Origin of the sequence: Calditerrivibrio sp. (assembly GCF_049968475.1) — a bacterium.
In the GTDB taxonomy this organism is placed as follows: Bacteria; Chrysiogenota; Deferribacteres; order Deferribacterales; family Calditerrivibrionaceae; genus Calditerrivibrio; species Calditerrivibrio nitroreducens_A.
Map to the genome: position 1 here is coordinate 1 of NZ_JBMFQS010000001.1, position 12,237 is coordinate 12,237.

A 12,237-nucleotide genomic window follows, 5' to 3' on the forward strand; every position below is an offset into this window, starting at 1 on the left:
GTGTGTAAGCGCAGCGATGCGTTGAGCTGACCAGTACTAATAGATCGTTCGGCTTGACCTTATAACATCTTACTTCTTTTCTCTTAATACATATTCTTAAAAAAAGTTAAAGAATACAAGGATAAGTATCTGGTGGCCATAGCGGAGGAGTTACACCCGTTCCCATCCCGAACACGGAAGTTAAGCCCTCCAGCGCCGAAAATACTTGGTGAAGATAACACCCGGGAAGATAGGTCGCTGCCAGATACTTTTTTATTTGGAATGAACTTTACTTCCTACAATCGTAAATTAAACCTGTCTTGCTTAAAATACTAAAAAAAAATAACTTCTTTTACATTAACTTGTTGCTAAACCAGAATCTTTGTGATAGTAAGAATTATCCACTTGAAAAATAATTATTTATATTCTAATAATAACTATGAAAAAAAGATCTTTTAGAAAGGCTATAATTTTTAGCAATTTCTTTTTGCTGGTACTTTTATTTGTTTTATTGTACATTATTTTATCTTTTACAATCAGAAAAAGTCTTTTAAATAACGTTGGTCAGCTTAGATATTCTGAAGCTAATCTTGTGGCAAATAACATTGATAATTTTATAATTTCTAATCAGAGAATTTTAAAAGAGATATCCATGATCATTAAAGATTTAGACGGCTCTCCTGAAAATATACAAAATACGCTAAATAATTTTAAAGCTTATTTGAATAATTTTGACAACGGAATATTCGTTTTTAATCCAAAAGGTGAGTTGCTGGCGGAGGTTCCATTTATTAATAAAAAAAGAATTGGCCAGAGCTTTGCCTTTAGAGAGTATTTTGTAGCAACTGTTTCTACAAGAAAACCGTATGTATCAAAACCATATTTTTCAAGTAAAACAAATCTATATTCGATTATGTTTACTTTTCCTATAATAGAGGGTGAAAAGATAAAGTTTGTTGTGGGTGGTAGTATAAATATTCAATCATTCACTAATCCAATAGGTGCATTACAGAATCATAAAATTGGTAAAAATGGCTACTATTATATATATGCAAAAGACAGAACTTTTATATTTCATCCGGATAATTCCCGAATAACAAAAGATGATGTTCCAAAAGGAGTAAATCGACTATTTGATGCCGCATTAAATGGCTTTGAAGGTTTTGGGGAAACGGTAAATTCAAAAGGGTATAGATATTTAGCCACATTTGTTCGTATCAAAAGTACAGATTGGATATTGGGTGGTAACTATCCTATAAATGAGGCCCTACAGCCGTACGATGAAATGAGAAAAAATATCATTTTATCTTTTGTGATCCTTTTTGTGATAGTTATTATCGGTTCATTTTTTGTTTTTAAATATTTCAATAGACCATTTCAGTATCTGTTGGATGTAGTTTCAAGTATCGATATAGAAAAGGAAGGTATCAAACAAATTGTGATGGACGACAGGTTTTCTTATTTAGAAATAGATTCTGTGGTGGATAAGATAAATAACCTACTTGATAAAATAGTTTTGTATCAAAATAGGATTGTTGAAATAGCTCAGAATGAAGCAATTAGCTTGATTGCTGGTGGTGTATTTCACGATATTTCAAATAGTCTAACAGCCGCAAATACTAGGCTGTATCTGCTTAAAAAATATAAAGATAATGATCCTAATACTAAAAAGATTTTATTAGAGCTTGAAGATATTATGAATAATATCACAGGACTTTCTAAAAAGCTTCTTGATTTGTCATCCACTACGGTTGGCAATAAAAAATTGATTAATATTAGAGATTTGATAGAAGGGGTAACAAAAATATGCAATTGTGGTAAACATGCGGTGAAGATTGATATAGAGTCTGCTAATGAACCATGGTTGGTCTATGGGGATGAGATATCCCTATTACAGGCATTTCAGAATATTATATTAAACGCAGTACAGGCAACTACGGATAAAAGCAGACCGATAGAGATCAAGATTAGCAATTTTGATAATAAAATGTCAATGTTGTCGGAGATTCCAAAAAAGAGATATCTGAAAATATCTATAAAAAACTATGGGGAGGAGATAAAAGAAGAGAACTTGAAAAAGATTTTTGAACCTTATTTTACCACAAAACCGGGAGGTTATGGAATAGGATTAACTGTGGCCAAAAAAATTATCATTGAGCATGAGGGGTATATATTTGTAAATAGCCGAAAAGATGAAGGGACAGAGTTTATAATTTATCTTCCATATTACGCAGAGAAGACGTTGGAAGAAGCTAAATCTATTAAAAATTAACCAACGATCTTTTTGGCTTCATCCCAGTATTTGTCGAGGTCATCGATGGTGACGTCATCAAAAGTCAGGTTGTTTTCGTGTAGTTTTTTTTCAATATAGTTGAATCTTTTTAAAAATCTTTCATTTGTCTTTCTCAGGGACTCGTCGGGGTTAATTTTCACAAATCTTGAAAAGTTTATAAGAGCAAAAAAAAGATCCCCCAATTCATTGGATATCTCATCTTTGTTATTTGATGAAACCGCATCCATGAATTCTTTGAATTCTTCATTTACTTTTTGAAGGCAGTCATCGGCGGAGTCCCAATCAAAACCTACCTTTCTGGCTCTTTCCTGAAGCTTGAGGGCTTTTTGTATAGAAGGTAATCCATTTGGTATTTCATCAAGTATTGATCGATTCTTCTTCTCCACTTTTTTAATTTTTTCCCAATTTACCATTACTTCATCTGTGGATTCCACTTTTGTATCACCAAATACATGGGGGTGTCTTCTTACCAGCTTTTCGGAGATAGATTTAATTACATCATTAAGGGTGAAAAGATTTTTCTCTTCTGCGATGATAGAATGAAGAATTACGTGTAATAATAGATCACCGAGTTCTTCTTTGATGTTTTCTATATCTTTTTTGTCGATGGCATCCACAAGCTCAAAAACTTCTTCAATAAGGTATTCTTTGAGGGAGTATAAAGTCTGTTGCCTATCCCAGGGACAGCCATCAGGGGCTCTGAGCTTTTTTACAATATTTACAAGCTCTCTAAAATGTTTTTCCATATCCAAAAATAACATAATTAAAAATAAAATGGAAGAAAAAACTTGAAAAAAATATTAAAATAAAAGATTATATAATCAAACAATACCAAGGAGGACAGATGTCATCTTACGAAAATGTGAAATTTGTAAAGTTATCCAGCGGAGATACTGTAATAGGCATTATGGATGAAGAAAACAAAAAGCTCAATGATGTTGCGATGATCCAAACCATTCCCACCAGTGCTGGGATGCAGATAGCAATACTTCCTTTTGGATTCCCTTATGAGGATGAAATTGGTGGAAGTATAGATGCATCTTTTATAATGTATGAGTATAAGAAATATCCCGATGAGATTGTAAATAAGTATCTTGAAGCAAAGAGCAACATCAGAATTACATCAAGTCTTAATGATTTAGGTGGGCTTGGTGGTAAAGGTGGAAAGGGTGGCCTGATACTTTAATGAAAGAACGATGGAAGTTTCTGAATAAAAAAAAGATTTTTTCAGATAATATATTAGAGATAAGTCACCATTATTGGGAATTTACCGCAAAAGGGGTATCCACCCCTTTTACTTCAATTGATACAAATGATTGGGTTGTGATAATCCCCGAACTTCAAAATGGTAAAATAGCTCTTGTGAGGCAATTTAGGCCTATTGTGAATGAATGGACGCTTGAGTTTCCTGGTGGTGCGATAAATAAAGGGGAAAGCCATTTTAATGCAGCAAAGAGAGAACTGGAAGAGGAGACATCTTTAATAAGTGAACAACTGATATTGATATCTGCAATGAGGCCAAACCCTGCCATAATGAGCAATAGGTGTTATGTTTATCTTGCAAAAGATTGTAAACCAGATGGTAGATACAATTTTGACCCGTTTGAAGATATCACGGTAATCGATTATACTAAAAGTGAATTAGAAAGCCTTATCAAAAATGGGGAGATCATACATTCCGTTGTGCTGGGTGCTTATGCATGTTATAAGTTATTCGAGGTGAGCAATGGGTGAAAAGATCACTTTTGACACGACGATAGAAGATATAGTAAGGTTAAGTGGGGAAGCCGTAAGTTATCTTATGGAAAAAAAGATAAGGTGTATCCGCTGTGGAGAGCCGATATGGGGGACTCTTGGGGAGGTGCTTGAAGAAAAAGGTTTTTCCGAAGAGGAGAAAGCTAAAATTTTAGATGATCTAAATAGTCTCATCACTTAATATGTTTTTATCAAAAGATAGATTTATAGATCTATTCGATGAATTTTATAAAAGCCTAACCCCTTTCATTTTTTTAGTGGATTTTGATGTTCAAAATCTTTTTATAGCCCCATTGTCTGATTTAGAAAATAACGATGGGATACTTTTTGATTTCAAAGGTTACACGAATACAAACAAGTCAGTGGATGGTGATATGATTTCTCTAAAGAGATATCCAGTGCCATTGGATCTTTATCGTAAAAGCTTTGATTTAGTTCAAAAAGATCTACATTACGGTGATAGTTACCTGCTTAATCTCACTTTTCCCACAAAAATTGAAACAGATGCATCTCTTTTAGATATATTCCAGGGATCAAAAGCTCTTTATAAGATGAAATTTTATGATGAATTTGTATTTTTTTCTCCTGAGCAATTTGTGTGTATAAAGGATGGTAAAATATCCACCCATCCGATGAAGGGTACAAAGGTGAAGGTATCTGAAAGTTCTGTGTATGAGTTATTAAATGATGATAAAGAGTTGGCGGAACATATAACTATAGTTGACCTGATGAGAAATGACCTGTCTATGGTGGCAAAAAATGTAAAGGTTGAAAGATTCAGATATCTATCATACATAAAAAGCTACGGGAAAACTATTATCCAGACTAGCTCCGAAATATCGGGAGAGCTTACGGATGGATCAGTGGCGGAAAAGTTGCTAAGTCTTTTACCTGCAGGTTCCATCTCCGGTGCCCCAAAAAGAAAAACAGTAGAAATTATAAAAAGAGCAGAAATTGACAATAGGGGCTTTTACACAGGTATTGCAGGGGTATTTGATGGGGTAAAAATAGATTCATGTGTGGTCATCAGATATATAGAAAAAAAGGGGGATAGCCTCTTTTATAGAAGCGGTGGTGGCATTACTGTGTATAGCAAATTAGAAGATGAATACAGGGAGATGATTGAGAAGATCTATGTACCGTGTGTTTGAGACGATAAAAGTAGTAGATGGAAAACCTCTAAATCTTTTTTATCACCAAAAGAGGATAGATTGGACATTCCAAAACTATTACAAATTTGTTCCATTTTTTAGCGTAGAAAAAATATCGGCTAATCTTACTTTTTCTGATGGGATCAATAGATTGAAGATAATCTATGATCCTTCAAATGTTGAAATTCAGATTTTTCCTTATAATAGAAAAAGGGTGGATTATTTTTATATTGTGGAACTAGATCATCTGGATTACAAATTTAAATATGAAAATAGGGATATCCTAGAACAGTATTGCACAGCGGATTATGGTGAGCCTATTTTTTTAATAAATGGCTTTATAACGGATACTACCTTTAGTAATTTAGTTTTTTTTGACGGACAGAAATGGTGGACACCATCAACATATCTACTATGGGGAACTAAGAGGGAAGCATTGATAGATTCTAATAAAATTGGAGTTTCAGAAATAAGGTTTTCAGATTTAAGGTATTTTGAAAAGTTTTGCCTGATAAATAGTATGAACGAACTTGATGAATTTTCCTTCAGTATCGATTCCATAAGATATTGAAAAATTTTAAGAGATTTAAGGAAGATAGTTGAGCCTCTTTTCAAGCTTTTTCAATGGCTGTTGCCGGCAGAGTCGGTACGGGGAATAATGCAGGTGTTGCAACTGCTATCGCAATGGGTGGCCCCGGTGCAATCTTCTGGATGTGGGTAATTGCTTTTTTGGGTGCCGGGTCAGCTTTTGTAGAAGCTGTGTTGGCAAAAATCTACTCATGGGGGGGTAAATGGATAAACATCATAGCTATTCTTTTACTTCAAAAACCTGCCATAAAAGTATTAAAAGACTATGAGGACCAAAAAGCAATGGGGATAGACCCTGTGTTTGATCCAGAAGAATTAGGGATAAAAAATAGATCAGTCTGGAAATAATGAGATTATAGCTTGCAAATAATACCATTAATCATATTTTCATAAAGCCCTTAATGTATTCAGCTATCTCTTCAGGTTCCTCCATCACTTTTATTAATTCGAGATCTGTATCTTTTATAAAATTGTTGGTAAGCATCTGATCTTTTATCCAATCTATGAGTCCACCCCAAAACTTTGAATCCACAAGAATTAGCGGGAAAGGGAGAATCTTTTTGGTTTGTATAAGTGTGATGGCTTCAAAAAATTCATCCATAGTGCCAAATCCACCGGGAAAGATCACAAAAGCTTTGGCATATTTAACCAGCATAACCTTCCTCACAAAAAAATAATTAAAAGTAATAACCTTTTTGGCATAAGGATTTGGCTTCTGCTCAAATGGCAACTCTATATTTAATCCCACAGACATCCCACCAGCTTCACTTGCTCCCCTATTGGCGGCTTCCATTATACCTGGCCCACCACCAGTAAGCACCGTAATCCCCTCTCTTGCTAGAATCTGTCCAAGTTTACGAGCTTTTTTGTAATCAGGGTGATCTTCCTTTATCCTTGCTGATCCGAATATACTAACAGCGGGCTCAATTCTTGATAAATTTTCAAACCCTTCCACAAATTCTGAAAGTATCTTAAAAACCCGCCATGTATCTCCTACCTTTATATCATCAATAAGGTACTGGTCTTTAATATAACCATTTCTAAAATTTTCCATGTATACCTTTCACTGTATCTTTTCAAATGTTAATTTAAGGGGATTGTAGCTGTATACCTCTCCCGTTTCAATTATGTAATACCAGCCGAGGATATGCAATTTCCCCTTTTTATACTTTTCTGCAATATAGTGATATGTGAGAAGATTTTGCATCTGATATACAACATTAGCCTGTTCAAACAACCATTCTTCCTGGGCATCGTCGGTACTATTCATATCACTCATAAGCTTTTTCACCAGATCCTCCACCGGCTTTAACTCCGAAACCCATTTCTGGACGTGAGGCAAATGATTAAGGATTTCTGGATTTCTGGCAGCCTTACAACCACCACAGTTTGAATGACCACATACGACGATCGTTTCAACCCCAAGCACCTCTACAGCATATTCTATAGCAGAAGTAGTGGCCAGAACCTCATTGGAATCTCTATATTTAGGGACGACATTTGCTATATTTCTTATAATAAAAAGATCACCTGGTTTGCTATTTGTAATTAATGTGGGTACCACCCTCGAATCGGAACATCCTATAAAAAGAGTATGCGGCGATTGAAAATCTTTTAGCTTTTCAAAAATCTCTCTGTGCTTTAAAAATTCCTCTTCCTGAAAATTTATAACACCCGAGATAAGCTTTTCCATTTAGTCTCCTTTTTCATGACATTATAGTATATGTGATTATAAGTCAAGCATTTTTGTGATTTTTATCTAATGGATGTTGACATTTAAAAAAATTAAATTATATTTAACATAATAAAGTTTCAAGGGGCTTGTTATGATAAAAACAACCAATTTAAACGTTAAAGAATTGATCCCTATAGTGGCACCTTATTATCTGAGGCAGATATTCCCCTTAAGTGAAGATGATGCCATTTTTGTGACAAACAGTCGTGAACAGGCTAAAAATATACTCTTTGGTGATGATAAAAGATTAATGGTGGTGGTTGGACCTTGCTCCATACATGACCCAATAGCCGCTATCGATTATGCCACAAGGCTTGTAAATCTTGCTGAAAAGGTTAAAGACAAGATCTTCATAGTAATGAGAGTTTATTTTGAAAAACCAAGAACTACTATTGGATGGAAGGGGTTGATCAATGACCCAGACATGGATGGCAGTCATTTGATATCAAAAGGGTTGGGAATAGCAAGAAAGTTATTGTATGATATTACAAAATTAAGATTACCTGTTGCCTGTGAGATGCTGGATACCATTACACCTCAGTACCTTTCTGATATGATTACTTGGGGGGCAATCGGTGCAAGGACAACAGAATCTCAGCCCCACAGGGAGATGGCAAGTGGTTTATCATTCCCGGTAGGGTTTAAAAACGGTACAGATGGTAATCTGAAAGTGGCGGTGGATGCCATGCTTACAGCCTTAAGACCCCATAGCTTCCTTGGTATAAATGGAGAGGGAAAAACTTCAATTGTAAAGACGACTGGCAATAGATTTGTACACATCGTATTAAGAGGTGGAGCAGAAAGACCAAATTATTACCCTGAAGACGTTAAGGAGGCGGTTTCTCTCCTTGGAAAAAATCAACTTCCCACTTCTATAATGATAGATGTTAGTCATGGAAACTCAATGAAGGATCATAGAAATCAGCCAAAGGTATTTTCTGAGGTGTTAAAACAGATAAAAGATGGAAACAGCTATATAAAAGCGTTGATGGTGGAAAGTTTTATAAATGAAGGAAATCAGCAGATTCCTGAAGATAAAAAACTTCTAAAATATGGTGTGTCGGTTACAGACAAATGTATAGATTGGGAAACAACAGAGGAGATGCTACTCAAGGCATATTCAATTTTATAAATTTATAAATATTTCGTCTTAAAAACCTTGATTTAATATCGCAATTATATTAAAGTATTATCCAAATTTTTTGCGAGGTAAAGATGTTTGACTTACATACACATACCACATTTAGCGATGGTGTCCTCATTCCGGCAGAATCCTGCAGAAGGGCGAAAGTGGCAGGATATCAGGGGATTGCCATCACAGATCATGCGGATGAATCGAATTTTCTCTTTATCCTGGAAAAACAACTTAAGTTTAAAGAAGATTTCAACAAATCATCAAAAGATTTCAAGGTAATTGTTGGTCTTGAATTTACCCATGTACTTCCGGATCATATTGGAAGGATGACAGAAATAGCCAGAAAAAATGGCGCTGATATTATTTTAGTTCACGGGGAAACGATTGTGGAGCCAGTTGATTTCGGTACCAATAGATCTGCCATAGAAGCAAAGGTGGACATTTTGGCTCATCCTGGATTAATTTCCGACGAAGATGCATCATTAGCTGCAAAGTATGGCGTCCATCTTGAAATCACCACCAGAAAAGGTCATTCCCTCACAAATGCATATGTGGCTATGATGGCAAAAAGATACGGCTGCAAACTCGTTATAGACAACGATTTTCATGCCCCAGGTGACTACGTATCCCTTGAAATGGCCGAAAAGATACTTAAAGGGGCAGGTTTAAACGATCATGAAATCAATGAAGTCTTTTTAAACAATAAAAAATTGTTTTTTGAAAAAGGAGGTTTTGGTGAGTAAAAATAATAATGTTCATTTTGAAGAGGTGGTAATAGATAAAGTCGAGTCGTATATCAATAGTAATTTCAAGCGTATATTAGGCTTTCTTGTGGGGATTGTAGTTATTGGACTTGCGGTATATGGGTTAAGGCAATATTACGAGTCACAAAAAAATGCAGAAATTAATAAAATAGGTGAGTTTGAAGCAAAGTTTAATTCCCAGGAATTCAACCCTGAAATATTAGTTCAATATGTAAAAACGTGTGAATCTATAAGCAGCCTCAAGGATTATTGTTATTTTAGGGCAGGTGCAATTTTAGCCACCATCGGTGATAACAAAGGGAAAGAATATCTGAAAAAAGTAGGCGGTAATTATAAAGAGTTTGCGGATAGTCTATTGTTTGATTTAGGGGAAAAGGTGGATATAAATCAATATAAAGACAGTGGAAAACTTGCCACAATATGGAAATACCGCGCAGTTCTTCAGGATAAAAAACTACTTTCATCTCTGGATAATGCAACTTTAAACACAAGATTAATATCAAATACAATATACTGGGAGTAAAGAATGAAACAGATTTTAAGCGGGAATGAAGCATTTGCAAGGGGGGCATACGAAGCTGGAGTAAAAGTGATAAGCTCTTACCCGGGTACACCCAGCTCAGAGATAACAGATAATGCGAAAAGATATAAAGAAATATACTGCGAATGGGCATCCAACGAAAAAGTTGCCCTTGAAGTTGTGATCGGTGCATCTCAGTCCGGTGTGAGAGGGATGACATGCATGAAACATGTTGGATTAAACGTAGCCGCAGATCCCCTGATGACATTAAGCTACACAGGTGTAAACGGTGGCGTCGTAATTCTTGTGGCGGATGATCCAAACATGTTTAGCTCCCAGAATGAGCAGGATAGCAGACACTATGCAAGGTTTGCCAAAGTACCAATGCTGGATCCTTCCGATAGCCAGGAAGCAAAAGATTTCATCGGCATAGCGATGGAAATCTCAGAGAAATTTTGTACTCCTGTAATTATAAGATCATGCACAAGGCTTTCCCACGGTGCGGGTGTTGTTACACTTGGCGAGAGAAGGGAAATACCTTCAAAAGGGCTTGAAGTGGACATCCCAAAATGGGTGATGGTTCCGGCAAATGGAAGAGAAAGACACAAAATTGTGGAAAAAAGATTAATCGATTTAGCAAATTACAACAACACTTCAGATCTATGTAGAGAAGAATTTAACTCTGAGAAAATAGGTGTCATCTGTTCTGGGATTGTGTATCAATATGTAAAAGAGGCTTTACCTGATGCTTCGGTTTTAAAGCTTGGTATGGTTTGGCCATTACCAATTGAACGGATCAGGCAATTTGCTCAGAAGGTAAAAAAGCTTTACGTCGTGGAAGAACTTGACAATTTTATAGAAACAGAGCTTAGGGCGGGATTAAAATACATAAATTGGATAGATCTCCTATAGGTGAGCTATCTGCAGATGAAGTAAGAAAGCTTTTTAATAAGAAATTACCGAAAACTGTCCGTGTTGAAAATCTTCCCGGTAGACCTCCATCAATGTGTGCTGGTTGCTCACATAGAGGGATTTTTTATGCTTTAAATAAGTTGAAGCTCTATGTTTCTGGTGATATTGGATGCTATACTCTTGGTTTGTTACCACCGTTGTCCGCAATACATTCCACCGTTTGTATGGGGGCCAGCGTATCTATGGCTCATGGTATAGATAAAGGTTCTGATGGGGAATTTGCAAAAAAATCTGTGGCGGTGATAGGTGACTCCACATTCTTACACACCGGAATAAATGGGTTGATAAACTCATACTATAATAATGGTAAGAGCACCATCATCATCCTTGATAACTCCACCACAGGGATGACGGGACATCAGCCAAATCCAGCAACTGGTTTTAGTATAAGATTTGAGCCCGCTCCAAAAGTGGATCTGGTGGAGCTATGTAAAGGTATTGGGATTAAAAGGGTGAAAAGATTAGATCCTTTTGATGTGGAAGAATGCCTCAAAGTGATAAAAGAAGAGGTGGAGGCTGATGAATTAAGTGTAATTATTACCAATAGACCATGTATATTTGCAGATAGAACAGTGATAGACTCACCATTTTATATCGATCCAGATAAATGTACAGGATGCAGATCATGTACCAAAATAGGCTGCCCTGCAATCTCATGGATTAAAAAAGATAGAAAGGCTTTCATCGATGAAGCCATCTGTACAGGTTGTGGATTGTGCATAAAAGTATGCAGATTTGGTGCAATAAATCAGAGGGGTAAATAATGATGAAGTTTGATATATTAGTAATTGGTGTTGGTGGTCAGGGTTCAGTACTTGCCAGCGATATTATATGTCAGGTGGCACTGCTTGAAAATTTAGATGTAAAAAAGAGCGAGATACATGGTATGGCCCAGAGGGGTGGAAGCGTAGTAAGCCATGTTAGGATTGGGGAAAAAGTCTATTCACCAACTATCTCAGAGGGTAAAGCAGATATCGTTGTATCCCTAGAGAGAATGGAGTTTTTAAGGTATATGGAGTATGTTTCCCAAAAAACTGTTTTAATCAATAATACCCAAAGAATAATCCCTGCTAGTATTATAAATGATGCAGAACTTTATCCTGATAATCTCATAGATTCCCATTACAGATACTTTAAAAAAGTATACGAATTTGATGCATTTCAAATAGCAAAAGAATCTGGAAATCCCAAGGGGGTAAGTGTTGTTTGCCTTGGTTTTCTGTCAAATTTATTACCATTTTCAGTAGATAATTGGCAGAAGGCAGTAATGGAAAAAGTCCCACCAAAAACAGCTGATGCAAACATAAAAGCCTTTTTAAAGGGCAGAGCGGCATTTAAGAAGTAA

13 protein-coding genes, 1 rRNA gene and 2 pseudogenes are annotated in these 12,237 nt (G+C 35.8%); 13 read left to right on the top strand and 3 right to left on the bottom strand.

The window, feature by feature from the left end; genetic code table 11:
• The first annotated feature begins 128 nt into the window (after nt 1–128).
• Together rrf and ACP5Q2_RS00010 are read left to right on the top strand one after the other, a co-directional pair.
• Nucleotides 129–246, top strand: a 5S ribosomal RNA gene (gene rrf, locus ACP5Q2_RS00005).
• A gap of 172 nt (nt 247–418) precedes the next feature.
• A complete protein-coding gene (locus ACP5Q2_RS00010; RefSeq protein ID WP_428096008.1) occupies nt 419–2,251 on the top strand; it encodes a sensor histidine kinase in 1,833 nt (610 codons plus the stop codon).
• Here the strand turns inward: ACP5Q2_RS00010 and mazG are convergent.
• Nucleotides 2,248–3,018, bottom strand: a complete 771-nt coding sequence (gene mazG, locus ACP5Q2_RS00015) for a nucleoside triphosphate pyrophosphohydrolase (protein ID WP_428096010.1) — start codon at nt 3,016–3,018, stop codon at nt 2,248–2,250. The genes ACP5Q2_RS00010 and mazG overlap by 4 nt on opposite strands.
• Nucleotides 3,019–3,116: 98 nt before the next feature.
• Here mazG and ACP5Q2_RS00020 point away from each other — a divergent pair, with 98 nt between their 5' ends.
• The 6 genes and pseudogenes from ACP5Q2_RS00020 to ACP5Q2_RS00045 form a co-directional block, all read left to right on the top strand.
• Nucleotides 3,117–3,458, top strand: a complete 342-nt coding sequence (locus ACP5Q2_RS00020) for a hypothetical protein (protein WP_424604523.1) — start codon at nt 3,117–3,119, stop codon at nt 3,456–3,458.
• Entirely contained in the window at nt 3,458–4,006 is a 549-nt protein-coding gene (locus ACP5Q2_RS00025) for an NUDIX hydrolase (RefSeq protein WP_424604524.1), read from the top strand. The genes ACP5Q2_RS00020 and ACP5Q2_RS00025 overlap by 1 nt, the downstream gene beginning before the upstream one ends.
• Nucleotides 3,999–4,208, top strand: a complete 210-nt coding sequence (locus ACP5Q2_RS00030) for a DUF1858 domain-containing protein (protein WP_424604525.1) — start codon at nt 3,999–4,001, stop codon at nt 4,206–4,208. The genes ACP5Q2_RS00025 and ACP5Q2_RS00030 overlap by 8 nt, the downstream gene beginning before the upstream one ends.
• A gap of 1 nt (nt 4,209) precedes the next feature.
• Nucleotides 4,210–5,178: an aminodeoxychorismate synthase component I gene (locus tag ACP5Q2_RS00035; protein WP_428096012.1), complete on the top strand. Its 969-nt coding sequence runs from the start codon at nt 4,210–4,212 to the stop codon at nt 5,176–5,178.
• Nucleotides 5,162–5,749 (top strand): aminotransferase class IV, encoded by a 588-nt coding sequence (locus ACP5Q2_RS00040; RefSeq protein WP_424604527.1) that lies wholly within the window; start codon nt 5,162–5,164, stop codon nt 5,747–5,749. Before ACP5Q2_RS00035 ends, ACP5Q2_RS00040 begins: the two co-directional genes overlap by 17 nt.
• Before the next feature lie 32 nt (nt 5,750–5,781).
• Nucleotides 5,782–5,955: pseudogene (locus tag ACP5Q2_RS00045) on the top strand (alanine:cation symporter family protein); the annotation flags it as partial.
• A gap of 190 nt (nt 5,956–6,145) precedes the next feature.
• Here ACP5Q2_RS00045 and ACP5Q2_RS00050 read toward each other — a convergent pair.
• Nucleotides 6,146–6,820, bottom strand: a complete 675-nt coding sequence (locus ACP5Q2_RS00050; RefSeq protein WP_424604529.1) for a TIGR00730 family Rossman fold protein — start codon at nt 6,818–6,820, stop codon at nt 6,146–6,148.
• A 9-nt stretch (nt 6,821–6,829) separates the two neighbouring features.
• Nucleotides 6,830–7,459, bottom strand: a complete 630-nt coding sequence (locus ACP5Q2_RS00055; protein WP_428096014.1) for a carbonic anhydrase — start codon at nt 7,457–7,459, stop codon at nt 6,830–6,832.
• Between the two features lie 133 nt (nt 7,460–7,592).
• Here ACP5Q2_RS00055 and ACP5Q2_RS00060 point away from each other — a divergent pair, with 133 nt between their 5' ends.
• The 5 genes and pseudogenes from ACP5Q2_RS00060 to ACP5Q2_RS00080 all read left to right on the top strand — a co-directional run bounded on the left by ACP5Q2_RS00060 (nt 7,593) and on the right by ACP5Q2_RS00080 (nt 12,237).
• On the top strand, nt 7,593–8,633 hold the full coding sequence (locus tag ACP5Q2_RS00060) for a 3-deoxy-7-phosphoheptulonate synthase (protein WP_428096016.1): 1,041 nt from the start codon (nt 7,593–7,595) through the stop codon (nt 8,631–8,633).
• A gap of 83 nt (nt 8,634–8,716) precedes the next feature.
• Nucleotides 8,717–9,379: a histidinol phosphate phosphatase domain-containing protein gene (locus ACP5Q2_RS00065; RefSeq protein WP_424604532.1), complete on the top strand. Its 663-nt coding sequence runs from the start codon at nt 8,717–8,719 to the stop codon at nt 9,377–9,379.
• The gene (locus ACP5Q2_RS00070) at nt 9,372–9,923 is read left to right on the top strand and encodes a hypothetical protein (protein ID WP_428096018.1); all 552 of its coding nucleotides are present in this window, start codon (nt 9,372–9,374) and stop codon (nt 9,921–9,923) included. Before ACP5Q2_RS00065 ends, ACP5Q2_RS00070 begins: the two co-directional genes overlap by 8 nt.
• Before the next feature lie 3 nt (nt 9,924–9,926).
• Nucleotides 9,927–11,656 (top strand): annotated as a pseudogene (gene iorA / locus ACP5Q2_RS00075) (indolepyruvate ferredoxin oxidoreductase subunit alpha).
• A complete protein-coding gene (locus ACP5Q2_RS00080; RefSeq protein ID WP_428096020.1) occupies nt 11,656–12,237 on the top strand; it encodes an indolepyruvate oxidoreductase subunit beta in 582 nt (193 codons plus the stop codon). The pseudogene iorA and the gene ACP5Q2_RS00080 overlap by 1 nt, the downstream one beginning before the upstream one ends.

Coding starts and splice junctions, on each gene's coding strand:
- ACP5Q2_RS00010 (WP_428096008.1), top strand. CDS start 419: ATGAAAAAAAGATCTTTTAGAAAGGCTATAATTTTTAGCAATTTCTTT.
- mazG (WP_428096010.1), bottom strand. CDS start 3,018: ATGGAAAAACATTTTAGAGAGCTTGTAAATATTGTAAAAAAGCTCAGA.
- ACP5Q2_RS00020 (WP_424604523.1), top strand. CDS start 3,117: ATGTCATCTTACGAAAATGTGAAATTTGTAAAGTTATCCAGCGGAGAT.
- ACP5Q2_RS00025 (WP_424604524.1), top strand. CDS start 3,458: ATGAAAGAACGATGGAAGTTTCTGAATAAAAAAAAGATTTTTTCAGAT.
- ACP5Q2_RS00030 (WP_424604525.1), top strand. CDS start 3,999: ATGGGTGAAAAGATCACTTTTGACACGACGATAGAAGATATAGTAAGG.
- ACP5Q2_RS00035 (WP_428096012.1), top strand. CDS start 4,210: ATGTTTTTATCAAAAGATAGATTTATAGATCTATTCGATGAATTTTAT.
- ACP5Q2_RS00040 (WP_424604527.1), top strand. CDS start 5,162: ATGTACCGTGTGTTTGAGACGATAAAAGTAGTAGATGGAAAACCTCTA.
- ACP5Q2_RS00050 (WP_424604529.1), bottom strand. CDS start 6,820: ATGGAAAATTTTAGAAATGGTTATATTAAAGACCAGTACCTTATTGAT.
- ACP5Q2_RS00055 (WP_428096014.1), bottom strand. CDS start 7,459: ATGGAAAAGCTTATCTCGGGTGTTATAAATTTTCAGGAAGAGGAATTT.
- ACP5Q2_RS00060 (WP_428096016.1), top strand. CDS start 7,593: ATGATAAAAACAACCAATTTAAACGTTAAAGAATTGATCCCTATAGTG.
- ACP5Q2_RS00065 (WP_424604532.1), top strand. CDS start 8,717: ATGTTTGACTTACATACACATACCACATTTAGCGATGGTGTCCTCATT.
- ACP5Q2_RS00080 (WP_428096020.1), top strand. CDS start 11,656: ATGATGAAGTTTGATATATTAGTAATTGGTGTTGGTGGTCAGGGTTCA.